Here is a 16,040-nt window from a genome sequence, read left to right as displayed (position 1 = left end):
CGCAGCAGGGCTTCGCGCTGGTCGAAGTAGCTCGTTGCCTTGTGGGCGGCTGCACCCGCTTCCTGGAGCCGCGTTGAGAGGCTGGCCGTTCCCCTTATGAGGACATAGGACGAACATGCCAGGATGAATAGAAGGAATGCCAGAATGGTCAGCAGGCGCGTGCACTTTGCCGCAAGCGTCAGCACTTCGGCACGTCTATGACTCTGGCAACAGCCCTTCAGCATCGTTGCAGCCTAGAGCGCAGCTGCTCACGCCCACATCAGACGTTTCCTAAAGTTGGTTCTGCCGCTGCGCGCCAGCCAGAGAAATGCGGTGCAGTGATCGAAACCGCGTATACGCATCGGGCAGAGCGGTCCACCGGACGAAGTTCCGCACCGGTGAATCCGAGATCGAGGCGATCGCGCAGACTGGTTCGGGCATGTTCCGACAGCCGTTTGAGCAGGACTGAACTTGCGTCACTCGATATGGCGGGAGCGGCTGTCCGCGGAAAAGCGCTGGCCGCCATGGCGGTCCACGTCATTGGACGGACCGCAGTGTTTCCGCCAGTGTTTCCGTGGTGGGCAGCAAGGACGACTGTATCAGTGCGTCCCGCGCGCATGGGTTCCAGCGCTCTTGAACCACTCCAGAATCTCCCTGTGGGCACTGCGCCAGTTGCGTTGGAGTCCATGATCATCACCCGGGTAGACGACCAGCCTGTGAGGACGGCCAAGTTGCTGCAGCCGGGCAGCCATTGCGATCGGGTCCTGGACGCTGACGCGATCATCGGCTTCGCCGTGCAGCAGCAGCACCGGCATGCCGGCGGGTAGCTGCTCCGCCCAGTGAAACGCGGAGCGGGCTACCAGCGCGGACTGCCGATCGTGTTCGTAGCCCGGAATCCGGGCGCTGTACACGCGCTCCATCTCCGGACGGGACGCCAGTCCGGCGACCAGGTCCGAGACCCCGCCTATCGTTGCCATGGCGGTGATGTCGTCCCGTCGGCGCGCGACCAGGTAACTCATCATCGCGCCGCGGCTTTGCCCAAGAAGGAAGATGCGCTCTGCATCCACCTCCGGCATCTCCAGTGAAAGATCGATCAGGCGCATGACATCGTCGACGTCATTCCCACCGAATTCGTCCGCATCCCGGTACTGGCTCGCCACCACCATGAAGCCCGACTTCGCAAGAGGCAGGAGTTTCATGAACACCTGGAGAGGATCGAGCTTGCCGTAATTGCCGTTTCCGCCGCGGTTGTAGACCAGCAGCGGCAGCTTCCCGGAGGCGTCCATCATGCGTGGCCGGATGACGTAGGCCAGGACGACCTGGCCATCGCTCGAGTACGAAACAATGTGGCAGTCGAACGCGGAACGCGCGAACGAGAATGCACTGGCCGGGACCAGGGACTGCAGCAGCGCCTTGGGTATCGGCCTGTCCACAGTCCGCTTGTGGATCGAATCCAGCCAGCTGTCATAGTCCGGCGTGGATGCAAAGCAGTCGGTTTGCGACAGGAAGGTGGGCGAGGTCGCGACAGGACTTCCGGCAGCCGTGGGCACGGCAAGGACCAGCGTCGCCGCGAGCGCGGCAATCAGGATGCGAAACATGCGGGGTTCCCCGTTGGAAATGGAAGCGACGGAAACCGGCGGCGGGTGGCGCGCCGTATCAGTCGTCAGTGGTGAGCGAGGGGTCGTGGACGAGAAGATCGCCAGGCTGGCAGTCCAATGCCGTGCAGATCGCTTCCAGGGTGGAGAATCGAATGGCCTTGGCCTTGCCCGTCTTCAGGATCGACAGGTTCGCCAGCGTGATGTCGACGCGTGCGGCAAGCTCGGTGAGGGTCATTCGACGGGCGTGCAGGAGTTCGTCGAGGCGCACGACTATGGCCATGTCAGATGGTCCCTTCGAGATCCGTGCGCATGCGTGCTCCGTGCGTGAACACGCCGGACAGCACGAACAGGAGCAGCACGGCAAGCCAGGGTGTCGGCGAGAGACCGTCCATCTTCCCCGGTATCGAAGCAAACTTGGTGATGGCAAGCACTGCCAGTCGAAGCAGTTCGATGGCCAGCACGCTCCAGGCGATGGCACTGAGCCGCTGCGCGTTGGGCAGTATGAAGGCTTCGCCGCCGCGTACGCTGTCGACGATCGCAAGCAGGCGCCGCAGGATCGTATGCACTATTGCAGCGCCGACGATGCCCACGAGCATGATCGCGCGCATGCCGAGCGGTACCCGGGGGTCCATCGTGGCGAGGTCGAAGCCCAGTGGCTTCCACGGCCAGCCGTCAATGAAGAAGCTCGCGCAGAGCAGGCAGAGAATGGAGACGGCATAGAGCAGGTTGAGGACGGTGAGCCCGAGGATGATGGGGCGGGTCACGGCCAGGGCTCTGGCGGGCATGCGATTCATGGAGGGCTCCGTGCGATGTGTTGTTAAACGATATGTGACATATCGTATATCAATAAATATGCAGGAAGTCATGCCTGTGCACAATGGCCAGGATCGCTGTTCCACGGAGGACCGGCGGCACGCCGGTACCCGGAGCTCGAAGGTCGCAGGTGGACCCGGCTCCAGCGGTTCCATCCAGCGGCGGACGCCGCCTGCCCGGCAGTGCCTGTTCTGTCTTTGGCAACAGCCGGAGCATTACGGGGAACGGACGGCACGGGCCGTTGCGGTTCGCGCATGGACACAACGGACGCCGTGCAAGGGCATGGCCGCAGCGCCCGGCGACGTGGGGCACCGCGTGTCGCAAGCGTCACCTGAGCGGTCGAGAGCCATTTCCTGGCGCACCGGTCGTTCCGCGCACTGCGGGACCCGCCGGCGGACGGTGACTATTTCATCACTTCGAGCGGAATCAGCGCGAGCCAGGCCAATGCAAGTGCGAGCCACAGCCATCGCCATGCACCCATGCCGCGCCAGGCAAGCCGCCAGGGACCGTGCTCAGGTTTCATGACTTCTCCGCTTGCGTGCCGAACGGAACGCGTCCGCCACCCGCAGCCCGTACAGATAGACCCCCGTAAAGCTGAGCGCGGTGAGCGCCGTTCCCGCCAAGAACCAGAGGAGGCGCACCGGCCACCCGCCGAATGAGCCGAAATGCAGCGGGTCGGCCATCTCGGCGATACGCTGGTGGAGGTCCAGGGTGCGGCCGTCCTGGATCCCGAGCAGGCGGCCATCGCGCAGATCGAAGCCGGCCACGTTGGCGCGATCGCGCACGAGCCAGGCCTGTGCCTGTCCATCGATGAGCAGGCCGGTCCCTGCCGTGCCGGGCTGCATGCCGGCCACGCGCAGTTCAGGCCAGTGTTGCCGCAGCAGGGCCACGGCGCGGTCGATGGCTGCCGGGTCGGCCGATGCGGATACCGCGCTCCCGTCGTTGCCAGGCAGGGATATCTTCGGGGGCGGTGTGGCCTTGCCGCCCAGCGATTCGACGAGATACCACCCGCCCGTCAGCGCGATCAGGGCCACGAACCAGAGGCTCCACACGCCACACAGGCGGTGGATGTCGCCCCACAGGCGGCGTGGCCGTTCCGCGCGCGGCCAGCTGAAGAAGCCACGCCACCAGCGCTTGTAGATGAAAAGACTGCTGACCAGCGAAAGCAGCAACGGGATCGCCAATGCCGCAACCAGGGGCACGCCGTACCTGACGGGCAGCATGAGGTGGCGGTGGGTGTTGCGCAGCAGGCGGTGGACGTTGAACCAGTGCGTATCGCCGGTCACCTTGCCGCTGTATGGATCGACCCAGACGAAGCGCAGCCGGCCCTCATCGGTACGCATCTGCGCGCGGGCGGCGAAGCGTGAGGCATGCGGCGCGCTGAGTCCCTGCAGTGTCCAGGTGGGATGGGCGCGCTGCACGGCGTCCACCATCGTGCCCCAGCTCGCACGCTGCGCGCCCGGCGTGACGCGCATTTCCGCGTGCAGCAGCCAGTCCAGTTCCTGGGCGAACACGGCCAGCGTGCCGGTGAAGCAGACAAAGCCCATGAACAGGCACAGTTTGAGTCCGATCCAGCTGTGCAGATCAAACCAACGGCGCCTGCCGGCCGCTTTGCGGGGCGGCTCGGGCATGGACGGAAACGCGCTTGCTGGCGATGGCTGGCGCATGCGGTTCAGAACGCGTACGCCGCCTGCAGGTAGAGCCGTCGCGGCTCGCCCGGGAAGTGGCCATTGCGCTTGATGAAGCCACTGGCCGCATAGACCTTGTCGAACAGGTTCTTGACGTTGGCCTGGAACTTCCAGTCGCGCCATTGCGTCTGCCAGCTCAGGTCGAAGACCGCGTAGGACTTGACCCGCTGCCCGTCCAGGCTGACGCGCTCGCCGGTGTAGTCGGCGCCGAAGCCCAGGGCCGATGCGAGCGCGGGAAAGTCATAGCGCGTCCACAGCCCCAGCTTGTTGCGCGGCGCGTTGGCGAAGCGGTCGCCCGATGCATTGGTGATGCCATTGCTGCCCGCATCGACCACGCGCGCGTCGTTGTAGGCATAGGCCAGGTTGACGACCCAGCGATCGGTCACGTCCGCCAGCAGGTCGACCTCCAGTCCTTCGCTGCGTACCAGGCCCAGCGTCGCCAGCTGGTTGACGCCGCCCACCACCTCGCCGGTGGCCTGGACGATGTTGCTGCGCTCGATCCGGTACAGCGCCGTGTTGAGCGTCAGCCGTCCCCCGGCCAGCAGCGTCTTCAGGCCGACTTCCCACTGCCGGCTCTGTTCGGCATCGAACGGTCCGCCCGCGGCCGGGTCCTGGTTGCCGGTGGCCTGCGGCACGAAACCGCTGGCCACGCTGGCGTAGGCGTTCAGGCCTTCGCGCAGGACGAAAGTGCTGCCCAGGCGCCAGCTGAGATCGTGGCCATCCACGCGGGTGCCGGCGATCAGGTCTTCGTCGCGGAAGCCGTCCCAGCGCAGCCCGGCCAGCACGTACCAGCGCGGCGTCAGCGTCACCTCGTCCTGCAGGTAGCCGCCGTAGCGCAGGCCGCGGGCACGCGTCTGGCGCCAGGGCAGGGCGTCCAGGCCGTAGTCGTTGTGGGAGGTGACACCGTAGGCCGGGTCGAACAGGCCGATGCCCGGCACCGGGCCGGCATTGCGCGGCAGATCCGCGCTGTTGGCCGTCTGTGCGCGGAAGTCGGCGTCGGCGCGATAGCAGTCGGCACCGAACAGCAGTTTGTGCTCGACGCCACCGGCGGAAAAGCGCCAGACCGCATTGCCGTTGGCGGCATAGGCGTCATTGTCGCGGTACTGGTTGCGCAACTGGCGCGTCATCCACTCGGCCGTGCCGTCGCCGTCGCGGTCAATCAGTCCCATCGGTTCGTGGTAGATCTGGTGCTCGCTGTTCTCGAACCAGCGGGCGGCGAAGTCCACATCCCACGCCGGCGCTGGCGAGAACCGGTACTGCGCGAGCACGACCTTGGCCTGCATGTCGAGGAAGTCGGTCGCCTCGTTGTGGTTCCAGCGGCGGCTGGCAAGGAAATCGCCGCTGTCGTTCACCGGCACGCCGCGCAGCCGGTTGCCGCCCAGGGTCTGCGTGATGTCGGTGTACTGCAGCGTCAGCTCGCCCGTCCCGCCGACCTCGAACGCGACCGCGGCGTCGCCGATCACGCTCTGGCTGTCCGCATTCCAGCGCACGCCTTCTTCACCGTCGGCATAGGCGCCGAGACGGTAGCGCACGCTGCCGGATGCGGTGATCGGACCGGTAGCCTCCAGCGACCCGGCGACGAAGTTCTCGTTGCCGACCTGGATCTCCGCCCGCCGCTGTGCCTGGGCCTGCGGCTTGCGGGTGACGTAGTTGATCACGCCGCCCGCATCGCCGCCGCCATACAGGGCGCCGGCCGGGCCCTTGAGCACTTCCACGCGTTCGATGTTGAACAGCTGGGGCACCGAGAAGCCGGCATAGGGATCGCCCCGCAGGCCGTCATAGAGCACGTTCTCCTGGCGGAAGCCACGCAGGGTGACGCCGGCATAGCTGAAGAAACTGATGCCGCTGATGCTGCGGTAGAGGTCGGTGACCTGGCGGGCTGCCTGGTCGTCGATCAGGTCCCGCGGCATGACCTGCACCGACTGCGGTACCAGCGCAAGAGGCGTGTCGGTCCGGGTACCGACCACCGCATCATCCGTCTTGTACAGGGTCAGCGCCCGACCCAGCACCCGGACCGAATCCAGCTCCGTCACATCGGGGGCCGCCGCATCCACGGGGGCCGACTGGGCATGCGCCTGGAAAAGGGCCAGGGAAAGCGACGCGGCCAACAAGGCGCGCGGAAAGGGGCAGTGCTGCATTGTATGGAATAATAATGCGAATGATTATCAAGAACATCAGTCTAGCACCTGTCCCTGCCGATGGCAGCAAGGACAGCCGAAAGAGGGTGTCGGCCAGATGTGATCCGCTCGAGGGGGAGCCCAGTGCAGCCGTCCCCCGCCAGCCAGATCCGGGGGATCGGCATGTCTGCCGGCGGCCAGGAGCACCCACCCGCCAACGCGTGCGCCAAGGCGCACGGCGACGCAGCGTCTACTCCGGTGGGGATGAGCCAGGCCATCGAGCGCCTGCGGAAGACGCCGGCGGTCTGCCGTCGGCGGGCATTGAGCGTGCCCATGGGGGAGCGGCCATGCATCGGTGGAACGTGACCAAGCCATCACCGCTGGCGATACAGCCCGGTTGGTTGTTGGCACCGGCACCAGGCCGCGATGAAAAACTGTGCGGTGCGGGCCGCAGATTGCCGTGGCCGGCCACGCGCCTGACCAGGCATGACTGCGGCCTGCACCCCGTCTGCGGGGGGGCGGTAGTTCGGTACGCCGGACCACAGCCGCAACTGCCGGCAGCCTGGAGCAGGGAAACGGTTCTTTGCGCGCTTGGCCCCCATGCTGCTGTGAAGTGCCTGCAGGCGCGGCGTCCTGCCCGCGCGACGACCGCCCGCACCCTGTTGTCCGGCAACGCCCCGGCCCTCTGTTCCCGGGCGCGACATTGCCAGCGTGTGATGGCGTCGCGTGCCTGGCGCCGGCCCCATCCAGCCCGCCGGAATCCACGTCGCGCCGACACCGCTGATGCAGGACCGCGGAACGGTACCTGCATCGAAGTGCCAGCTGCGATCTTTCCCGGTACAGCGATGGCCTGTCCGCCGCAGGAACGCTTCTTCGTATCCATCCCGGATCTCGGTGCGGACCCTGCCCAGGCCGGATCGACCATGAGGGCCGTGGCGACCCGGCGCGTCGGATGCAGGCAGCACTTCGACCGTGGCTGGGCGCGGCTCTCGCTGTGCCATTCCGGCGTGTCCTGGCCTGTCGCCGCGTGTCGCGTGGGGACATCCATCGAGCGCGAAAACAGACTGTCCGCCCGCGACGCGGACGTAAAATGGAAGGCGATTCCAGAAGGATTTGGTTGTGCTCCAGATACCGCCATCCCGCACCAGCTCACGTCGATCAATGCGGCAGGAGAGGACCAGGACCATCCTGTCCATTGCGGGGGGAACCTGCATCAGCCTGGGACTGGCGTGGACGTTCTGCTATCTCCACTTCGGCCGTGGCGACCTGTCGCTGGTGTTCGTCGGATTGATCGCAGTCGGGATATTCGCCCTCCATCGCGTTCCGCGCAGTGACACGACATCGCTGCTGATCGTCGCCAACGGCATATTCCTGGTGGTCTGCGTGATCTCGTTGATCGATGCCCCGGTCGCATGGGTACCGCGCTCGGCCCACTTGTTCCTCCTGCCGCTTGCCGCCGGGGCGGCGTCCACGTTTGACGCGCGCGAAAGGTATGGCTCGCTCTTCTTTCCGCTGGCATGCCTGGGCATGTTCTCGGCATTCGCGATCGGGGCACTCGACCCGCTTGCACCTGGCGTGTCTCCTCCGCTGGAAGTGCGCGCCTGGGGCGCCAGGCTCAACACGGCGTTCTCGATGGCGCTGCTGGTGGTGGTCTTTGCCATCTATCGGAACGACATAGGCAGGCGGTTGCGCCTGGAGCGTGAACTTGCGCGTGCCGTCCGGAAAGGGGAGTTCGAAGTCCACTATCAGCCGCAGTTGCTCAGTAACGGTGCCATTACCGGCGCGGAAGCACTGGTACGCTGGCGCCATCCCTCCGGCACCCTGCTTGCACCCGATTCCTTCATCCCGGTGGCGGAGGACAGTGCCCTGATCTGTGATCTTGGGCTGGAAGTCCTGCGCCAGGGATGCGAGACCTTGAATGACTGGTCGCGCGACCCGGCAACCCGCGGACTGAAGCTGGCGGTGAATGTCAGCCCCATGCAACTGCTGGACGATGAGTTCCTGGCCGCGGGCTCCGCGCTCATACGCTCTTCCGGCATCAACCCCGGGCTGCTGGAGCTTGAGCTGACCGAGTCGGCGCTGTCGGCGGATGCCGCGTTGGTGGCCAGCAGGATGATTGCATTCGAAAAGATGGGCGTTACCTGGGCCCTGGACGATTTCGGGACGGGATATTCCTCCTTGTCCACGTTGCGCGCGCTGCCGGTCCGGAAGCTCAAGATCGACAGGCGGTTCGTCGATGAAGCGGTCAAGCAGGAGGGCGCCCGGCGATTGTTGGGCAAGATAGTCGAGATATCGCAGGTGATGGGCATGGATGCGCTGGCCGAGGGCGTGGAGACCATCGAGCAGCGTGACCTGCTGGTCAGTCTCGGCTGTACGCACTTCCAGGGCTATCTCTTTGCCCGCCCCATGCCGGGTTCCGCTTTCAAGCAGTGGCTGGTCGAGCACCAGTCCCCACATCGAACAGCGGGCGCGAAGGATGCGGCAACGGAGTGACCCGGCAGCGCCGCACCGTCCCTGATCGCCGCGCGCGTGGAGCACCGGGGTGCGCGTGAAAGCCGCCAGAGGGCATGTATCCAGGCGATCGGACGACATGGCCGGCAGGCCTGCGGACGCACGGTGCAGCAGCGTCGCCAGGACACGGGGAGCCGCCCTGTTCCATCGGTCCAGACGTCAGCGCCATCAGGGGTGACTACAACCAATGGCACGGTTGGGTGACACGCCTGTCTTCTAGACTGCTGATGCTTGCAGAATGGAAGGACAGGCCATGGGTCAATCACGATGGATATCCGCAGCGATGCTGTGCACGGCGTTCGTCGCTGCGGCCGCTGCCAACGACGCGAAAACGAAGGTCATCGTTCTCGGGGTCGATCATGCAGCCCAGCTTGTGGCCCCGGCCGACAGCCCGGCGCACCTGGCCGCGTTCCTCGCACGTGCCGATCCTGACGCGATCTGCATCGAGCGGTCTCCCGACGAGTTTGCCCGGAACAGCTATTACGAGTTCACCTATGAGGTGCAGGACGTGGCGGTCCCGTTCGCCAGGGAGCATGGGGTGGCGCTGTGTCCGGTTGACTGGCAGCCATCGGCGGAGGATGCCCGGCTGGGGTTCGACCTGGATCTGTCATCGATCCCCGAAATACGGCCGAGCTCCGGCTACCAGCAGTTCCTTTCCTTCCCCCAGCCCGCTCAGCTGAAACGCACCCTGTTCCACGCCGACGATCCCGGCAACACGCAGCGGATCGCAGACTGGGCCGCCACGCCCGCGGCAAAGGCCGAGCACGACATGCCTCGGCGGATGTACCTGTACCGGACGTTCCTGCAGGCCAGGCGCCTGGCGAGTGCGGCCAGGGCACACCCCGGATCGACCGTGGTGCTCATCGTCGGTGAGTTCCACAAACGCGACATAGAGAACGTCCTGTCCGCCGATGCGGGGATCGAGATCGTCCAGCCATCAACCGTTGGAAATCCGACCGCGGACGAACTGGCGGCTGCGGCCCGGCGTGAGTTCCACGCCGCGATCGCCACGTTCAACCTGCTCGGTGTGCAGGCGGATACGGGGAACATGGACCATGCCTATGTGGCCAGTGCCCTGAAGTCACTGGCAGAGCACGGGCAGACGTACGAGACGCGGTTGCTGGAGACGCGCTTTGCCCTCCTGGCCGGACGCATGAGTGCGCGCGAAGCGATCGACGCGTATCAGCGGGTGGCGGACCAGGCGGGCGCCGAGGCCTTTACCTGGACAGGGGTCCAGGATCATGCCCGGTTGGATTCCTACTTCGACCCGTTTGGAAACCTGACCGTTCGGCAACGTGCCCTGCTGGAGATCGCACGTGAGCGGGCCAGGCTGAGGATGCCGGACCAGGGCAAGGCGATGAGGCAGCTGGGCAGCGAACTCAGTGCGCGCAAGGCCGTCCAGCTGGCTGCCTACTGGGATCGGCATATCGCTCAGCCCGCGCGGAACTGAGGCGAGGGCGTTCGATCCTGGTGCCGGTCACCCGCGTGTACGGGCAGCCTGCATGAGCAGGCCGGGGCGTGGGTCGCAGGCAACCGAGGGGCCGGGGATGCATCCCCGATGACGGGAATATCGCGGTGACCGGGCCGGCCGTGCCCGCGTCCACTGGTATCGGCTTGCCCCGACGGCACGGTGCATGCGGCGGGCCAGGTGACCCTCGCGGTCGGACGGCTGCCCACGTGCGTGGACAGGGCCGGCTGCATGCAGCGGCGGGCCGCTGCCGTCGTCCAGCGGAGCGGGCACGATGGGCGTATCGTGTCCGGGTAGATGCGCGGTCGTGCGTGTGCAACCGCTGGCTGTCAGTGCCAGCGGCGTGCCGTGCGCGTTCGGCTGTGAGGGGGTCAACGGCGGGGAGGGCCGCATGACCATGAAGGCGGTGTCCGGCGCGGATGGCCGGCATCGTGACGCATGCAGCACGGGGAGAGCCCTGCGTGGCGCCGGTCTGGCGCCGGGCGACGCTTCCCGGGGCGATGGTCTTGGCAGAACCGCAACAGGCACAGGAGCCGGAATCCATGAAACACGAAACCTACAACCGCTGGTCGATCGGGCTGCATTGGCTGATGCTGCTGCTGTTCGTGCTGGCGTATGCCTCCATCGAACTGCGCGGGATCTTCGAGAAGGGCACTGCGCAGCGCGAGCTGATGAAGAGCGCGCATTTCTCGATAGGCCTGGCGATCCTCGCACTGGTGTGGGTGCGGATGATCGCGCGCATGCTGACCACCACGCCGCCCATCGTCCCGGCGCCACCCGCCTGGCAGCGCTGGGCGGCCACGTCGGTCCATCTGCTGCTGTATGTCTTCATGATCGCCCAGCCGCTGCTGGGCTGGCTGGTGCTGAGCGCTGCGGGCAAGCCGGTGCCGTTCTTCGGCCTGGCCCTGCCGCCGCTGGTGGCGACGGATACCACGCTGGCCGGCACGCTCAAGGAGCTGCACGAGACCCTCGGTACCGTCGGCTATTGGCTGATCGGCATCCACGCGCTGGCAGCGCTGCTGCACCACTACGTGATGAAGGACAACACGCTGCGGCGGATGATGCCGTCCGCTGGGCGCCACGCCGGCGCGCACGGCGCCTAGGCCGGTGATCCGGGTGGAGCGGCGGCGTGTCCGGCCCCGCTCCACCGCTTGCCGCCAGGTACGGCCGCAATCCCGGCTGTTCCCCCGGGCGGTCCTGCGGCAGACGCGTGCCGCGAACGACACCCGGTGCCGCCCGTTGCGCCGCAGGCCCTGTCGGCTGCGGGGGGGTCGGTGTGCCCCCGCAAGGGGAGAAATGCACCGGCGCGGCACCGGCAGCATCGAAAAAATGCGACGGGATGACGGGTGTCAGCGCCCGTCGAGTACGGCGCCGATGGCGGCCACCATTTCCGGGTCCGCAGCCACGCCCTGCACTTCGCTGCGCGCGCGTACGCGGCCTTCCGCGTCGAGCAGCACCAGCACGCTGGTGTGGTTGATGCTGCCGTCGTCGCGGAAGCGGTAGCGCACGTCCAGCAGGTTGGCGAGGGCGCGCACGTCGCCTTCGGCCGGGCGCAGGAAGCGCCATTCGCCGGGCGCGCGGTGGCGCTGCGCGATCTCGGCCAGCGCTGCGGGAGTGTCGCGTACCGGATCGAGGGTCAGCATGTCCACGTCCAGGCGCGTGCGCTGGTCGGCCGGCAACTGCTTCTGCACCGCCTTGGCGCTCTCGATGATGAGCGGGCACATCAGGTGGCAGTTGCCGTAGAACATGGATACCAGCTGCGGACGGCCGCGCAGCGACGTCCATGGCACGGACGCCCCGTGCTGGTCGGTGAGCGTGACCTGCAGGTGGTACAGCGACTGGCCGGGCAGGCTGGCCGCCGGCGCAACCGGCGCGTCGGCGGCGTTGAGCACGGGCGACACGCCCAGCGCCAGGCCGAGCAGCAGGAATGCGATGGGTCTGTTCATGGCTGGCTCCTTGCGCAGCGGAAACCGAGATTGCCCAGGGTGGCCCCGGGTTGAAGCGCCGACAGCAACACGAAGCGCTTGACCACGCCGTAGTCGCCCGGATCGTTGAAAGCCATGGCGCTGGCGCCGCAATAGCGCAGCGCATCGCCATCGGCCTGGCCACGGCGGTCGCCGCCGGCCAGCAGCGAGGCGAAATCCTCGCTCCACTCCCAGTGCGCGCCGTGCAGGGCATGGATGCCATGGACGTTGGCCGGTGCGCCGGCGGCGGCATCGGGGGCGCGTGGGGTTCCGTCGTTGACCTGGCGCAGGCGCCAGGCGCGGTCGCCACGCGCGTCAGCGCGGGTGGCGTCGGCGGCCGCCGCGTACTCCCATTCGAGGAAAGTCGGCAGGCGCGCCTGGTCGGCACGGCAATAGGCGTCGGCTGCGTACCAGTTCACGTGGGTGACCGGCGCCTGTGGGTCGAGCGCGTCGCCGGGCGCATCCGGGTGCGCCCAGTGGCCGAGGTAGCCGGGACTGGAGAACACCGCTGGAACCTGGTCGCGCCGCCACTGCGGGTTGCGCGCCAGGAATGCGGCGAACTGCGCGTTGCTGACCGGGCGTGCCATCAGCGAGAAGTCCACCACGACGCGCGTGGCGGAGGTTTCCTCGAACCGCACGGAGGAACGGAACGGACCGCCGGCAACGTTGCGGTAGCCGTCATCGGCCTCCACGGCAGCGGCGGTGGCCGATGCCAGGAGCAACACCAGGAAGAGCGTCCGTTCCATGTGCGTGGCCCTGCTTACTTGTGCTGGCTGCCCTGCGGCACGCCTTCCTTGTAGTCGATGTCGTGCTGCTGGCCGGTGTAGATCTCCGGGTTCTTCTCGCCCTCGACCTTGAGGATGCCCAGCGAGCCCTTGTGGAAGGTGCGGAAGATGCTGTGGTCGACCAGCACGAAGTTGCCGGGCACGTCGGCCTTGAACTCGACGATAGCCGAACCACCGGCCGGGACCAGCGTGGTCTGCACGTTCTCCTGGTACTTCGAGCCGCCCTCGGTGTAGACCTTGTCGAAGATCTCGCCGATGACGTGGAAGCTCGACACCAGGTTCGGGCCGCCGTTGCCGACGAAGATGCGGATCTTCTCGCCGGCCTTGGCGGTCAGCGCCTTGTCGCCCTGCAGCGAATCGACCGAACCGTTGAACACCACGTAGGTCGGGTGTTCCTCGATGGCCTTCTCCAGGCTGAAGGGCTGCAGGCCCGGCTCACCGTGCGCGCCTTCGGTGTAGAAGTCGCCCTGCACCACGTAGAACTCCTTGTCCACCGGCTCCATGCCTTCCTCCGGCTCGACCAGGATCAGGCCGTACATGCCGTTGGCGATGTGCATGCCCACCGGCGCCATCGCGCAGTGGTAGATGTACAGGCCCGGATTGAGCGCCTTGAAGGTGAACTGCGTCTCCTTGCCCGGCAGCGTGAACGTGGCCTCGGCACCACCGCCCTGGCCGGTGACCGCATGCAGGTCGATGTTGTGCGAGAAGTGCGAGCTGTGGTGGTTCTTCAGCTTGAACTCCACCGTATCGCCCTTGCGTACGCGGATGAAGCTGCCCGGCACCGTGCCACCGAAGGTCCAGTAGTTGTAGGTCACGCCATCGGCCATGCGCATGTCCTTCTCGACCATTTCCAGGTCGACGACGACATGGGCCGGCGTCTTGCGGGTGATCGGTGGCGGTGCGAACGGCGGCGCGGTCAGCACGGCCTGGATCGTTTCCAGCGGTGCGTCGGCGACGTCTTTCTTTGCTGCGAAGGCATTGCCGGCGAAGGCGGCGGCGATGGCGCCGGCGAGTGCGCAGGCGGCGAATGGGTGGTGCAGGCGCTTCATGTTGTTACCCCGTGAATGGCCTCAGGCCGATGGGTCCATGTTCCCGGCGCGGACTGCCCCGCAGCGTTGATCCGGATCAATCCAGCCCCGTCGGAAAGCCGCGAAATCGGCCCAATCACACGCGACTTGACCAAGGTCAAAAGCCCGGCCGATCGCGCCTCCATGCAGTCCCGCCAACGCGGCGCTCAGGCCTGCCAGGTCGATGCCGAACGCCAGCAGCGCCATAGCGCATGGGCGGCGCCCAGCCATGCCATCACCAGCAGGGCGCCGGCGACACGCGCCAGTCCCGGCAGCACGCAGGCCACGGCCAGCGACAGCGACGCGGCCGCATGCAGCCACCACACCCGCCGCTTGTGCCGCTCGTCGAACAGGCTGCCGACGCCGGGGACGCGGGTACCACGCGGCATGCGCCGGCGCAGCTCGATCCAGGCGAGGAACCCGGCGATTTCCATCGCCATGCCCAGCACCAGTGCGGGAAAGCCCACCGCCACCACCAGCGCGCCGGCAAGCACGCCCCGGCCCGGCAGCCACATCGCCAATGCGCCGCAGCCGAGCGCCACGCCACCCAGCGCCCAGAACCGCCGCAGCACGGTACCGCGGCGATGCGGCGCGCGCAGTTGCAGCACGATCACCGTGGTGGCGAACAGCAGCAACGGCAATGTGGCCAGGGTGCGCGCCGCTGCCGCGGGCAGCGTGGCGCCGAGGCCATCGGCCGCCGCAGCCAGCATCACCCCGGCCAGCAGGACCAGCCACGCCCACAGCCATGCCGGCGCGATGCAACGCACGCCCTGCAGCATCGGCATGACCATGCTGCCCACCGCGGCCAGCAGTCCCAGCACCCAGCCCAGCAGGCCGAATCCGGCGTGCGCAGCGGTCAGCGGCCTGGCCGGAGCCAGCCACCCCAGCCGCATCGACAGCAGCGCGGCGCCCAGCACGAGCGCCGCCAGCAGGGACGCCGCGGCCAGGCCGATGCCGATACGCACCGCGCGTGCACCGCTGCCGCGCACCACCGCGACCAGTACCGCGCCTGCTGACAGTGCCAGCGTGCTCAGCAGCAGGGGCGCCGCGAGCATGCCGCACAGGATCGAATGCATGGCGATCGCCGGCAGCAGCAACATCACGCCCAGGTTGAACGTGGCATGCAGCGGTGCGATGCCGCGCGCCAGCGGCAGCGGACTGGCTGCGGCCACCGGCAGGAACTGCACCAGGCTGCCGAGCATCGCGTTGCCCAGCAGGCCCAGGGTGAACACGTGCACCAGCGCGATGGTGGCCGGTGCATGCACGGACAGCAGCAGGGCGTCGCCCCCGGCCAGCAGCCAGGCGCCGGCCAGTGCGCCCCAGAGCAGCGAGCTGGCGAGGAAGCGCAGCGGGTGCGACGGCGGCGGCGCCTGGGCGAATGCCAGGCCGCTCATGGTGCCGGCGGCGCGTCCAGAAGGTGCCGGTCGGCTGCGTGGCAGACCACCAGGCAGGCGCCGTCCGCGGTGGTCTGCGCATTCCAGGCGAAGCCCATCTGCTCGAGCATCGGCAGCAGTGGCGCGGGATACATCGGCGTCAGCGCCACCAGCCGTTGTCCCGGCGGCAGCGTGTGCAGGCAGGCGATGATGTGCTCCATCGGCTGCGGAGCCGGCAGGCCGCGCAGGTCCAGGCGCGGTGCCGTCACCGGGTTCAACCGCCCAGCCACAGCAGCCAGCCCAGCGGGTGATGCGTCCGCGCGATGCCGTAGATCTGCAGGAAGCACAGTGCCGCCGCGGTCACCAGCACGGCGCGCGCGCGCGCGTTGCGTCCACGCCGGAACGCGGCCATGCCCAGCCCGACATAGGCCACCAGGAAGACGAGCTTGGTCCACAGCCAGCCGTTGGCGAACAGGGCCGAAGGCAGCAGGGTCAGCAGCATCATCGCCGCGGTCAGCAGCACGGTGTCGATGGTGTAGCTCAGGTAGCGCACCGCGGCCAGCCGCGGCCAGCGCATGCCGGCCATCAGCGCCAGTGCGCGCAGCGCGAACAGGGTGCCGCTGCTCATCGCGGCGCTGATATGGACAAGCTTGATGTCCGGGTAGAAGACCAGCATC

Annotated in this window: 14 protein-coding genes; 3 read left to right on the top strand and 11 right to left on the bottom strand. The window is 67.4% G+C overall.

All coding sequences use genetic code 11. From position 1 onward, the window contains the following. Window positions 1–578: 578 nt before the first annotated feature. The 5 genes from F0P95_RS01995 to F0P95_RS01975 form a co-directional block, all read right to left on the bottom strand. A complete protein-coding gene (locus F0P95_RS01995) occupies window positions 579–1,577 on the bottom strand; it encodes an alpha/beta hydrolase family protein (protein ID WP_182335493.1) in 999 nt (332 codons plus the stop codon). 58 nt (window positions 1,578–1,635) lie between these two features. Then, the gene (locus F0P95_RS01990) at window positions 1,636–1,857 is read right to left on the bottom strand and encodes a helix-turn-helix domain-containing protein (RefSeq protein WP_056932395.1); all 222 of its coding nucleotides are present in this window, start codon (window positions 1,855–1,857) and stop codon (window positions 1,636–1,638) included. A gap of 1 nt (window position 1,858) precedes the next feature. Further along, window positions 1,859–2,371: a DUF2975 domain-containing protein gene (locus F0P95_RS01985; protein ID WP_182335492.1), complete on the bottom strand. Its 513-nt coding sequence runs from the start codon at window positions 2,369–2,371 to the stop codon at window positions 1,859–1,861. Window positions 2,372–2,902: 531 nt separating this feature from the next. After that, complete coding sequence (locus F0P95_RS01980; RefSeq protein ID WP_182335491.1) at window positions 2,903–4,021, bottom strand: PepSY-associated TM helix domain-containing protein; 1,119 nt, start codon at window positions 4,019–4,021, stop codon at window positions 2,903–2,905. Between the two features lie 41 nt (window positions 4,022–4,062). Then, window positions 4,063–6,216 carry a TonB-dependent siderophore receptor gene (locus F0P95_RS01975; RefSeq protein WP_182335490.1) on the bottom strand — a complete coding sequence of 718 codons (2,154 nt, stop codon included), beginning with the start codon at window positions 6,214–6,216 and terminating at the stop codon, window positions 4,063–4,065. A gap of 1,098 nt (window positions 6,217–7,314) precedes the next feature. On the opposite strand from F0P95_RS01975, the gene F0P95_RS01970 reads away from it, so the two are divergent. The 3 genes from F0P95_RS01970 to F0P95_RS01960 all read left to right on the top strand — a co-directional run bounded on the left by F0P95_RS01970 (window position 7,315) and on the right by F0P95_RS01960 (window position 11,277). Continuing rightward, window positions 7,315–8,688, top strand: coding sequence for a putative bifunctional diguanylate cyclase/phosphodiesterase (locus tag F0P95_RS01970; protein ID WP_198422015.1), 1,374 nt, complete (start codon window positions 7,315–7,317; stop codon window positions 8,686–8,688). A gap of 301 nt (window positions 8,689–8,989) precedes the next feature. Then, window positions 8,990–10,156 (top strand): hypothetical protein, encoded by a 1,167-nt coding sequence (locus F0P95_RS01965; RefSeq protein WP_182335489.1) that lies wholly within the window; start codon window positions 8,990–8,992, stop codon window positions 10,154–10,156. Window positions 10,157–10,716: 560 nt separating this feature from the next. Then, a complete protein-coding gene (locus F0P95_RS01960; protein WP_182335488.1) occupies window positions 10,717–11,277 on the top strand; it encodes a cytochrome b in 561 nt (186 codons plus the stop codon). 246 nt (window positions 11,278–11,523) lie between these two features. Here F0P95_RS01960 and F0P95_RS01955 read toward each other — a convergent pair whose 3' ends face one another. The 6 genes from F0P95_RS01955 to F0P95_RS01930 form a co-directional block, all read right to left on the bottom strand. Further along, the gene (locus tag F0P95_RS01955) at window positions 11,524–12,120 is read right to left on the bottom strand and encodes an SCO family protein (protein WP_182335487.1); all 597 of its coding nucleotides are present in this window, start codon (window positions 12,118–12,120) and stop codon (window positions 11,524–11,526) included. Beyond that, the gene (locus tag F0P95_RS01950) at window positions 12,117–12,884 is read right to left on the bottom strand and encodes a formylglycine-generating enzyme family protein (RefSeq protein WP_182335486.1); all 768 of its coding nucleotides are present in this window, start codon (window positions 12,882–12,884) and stop codon (window positions 12,117–12,119) included. Before F0P95_RS01950 ends, F0P95_RS01955 begins: the two co-directional genes overlap by 4 nt. A gap of 14 nt (window positions 12,885–12,898) precedes the next feature. After that, entirely contained in the window at window positions 12,899–13,972 is a 1,074-nt protein-coding gene (gene nirK, locus F0P95_RS01945) for a copper-containing nitrite reductase (protein ID WP_182335485.1), read from the bottom strand. A 185-nt stretch (window positions 13,973–14,157) separates the two neighbouring features. Continuing rightward, window positions 14,158–15,384: a hypothetical protein gene (locus F0P95_RS01940; RefSeq protein WP_182335484.1), complete on the bottom strand. Its 1,227-nt coding sequence runs from the start codon at window positions 15,382–15,384 to the stop codon at window positions 14,158–14,160. After that, entirely contained in the window at window positions 15,381–15,632 is a 252-nt protein-coding gene (locus F0P95_RS01935) for a DUF2249 domain-containing protein (RefSeq protein ID WP_182335483.1), read from the bottom strand. The genes F0P95_RS01940 and F0P95_RS01935 overlap by 4 nt, the downstream gene beginning before the upstream one ends. Window positions 15,633–15,637: 5 nt before the next feature. Next, window positions 15,638–16,039, bottom strand: a complete 402-nt coding sequence (locus tag F0P95_RS01930; protein ID WP_182335482.1) for a SirB2 family protein — start codon at window positions 16,037–16,039, stop codon at window positions 15,638–15,640. Window position 16,040: the final 1 nt, after the last annotated feature.

Origin of the sequence: Stenotrophomonas acidaminiphila, from assembly GCF_014109845.1 — a bacterium.
In the GTDB taxonomy this organism is placed as follows: Bacteria; Pseudomonadota; Gammaproteobacteria; order Xanthomonadales; family Xanthomonadaceae; genus Stenotrophomonas; species Stenotrophomonas acidaminiphila.
The sequence above is the reverse complement of the archived record's forward strand: the minus strand, read 5'-3'. Positions and strand labels throughout refer to the sequence as shown.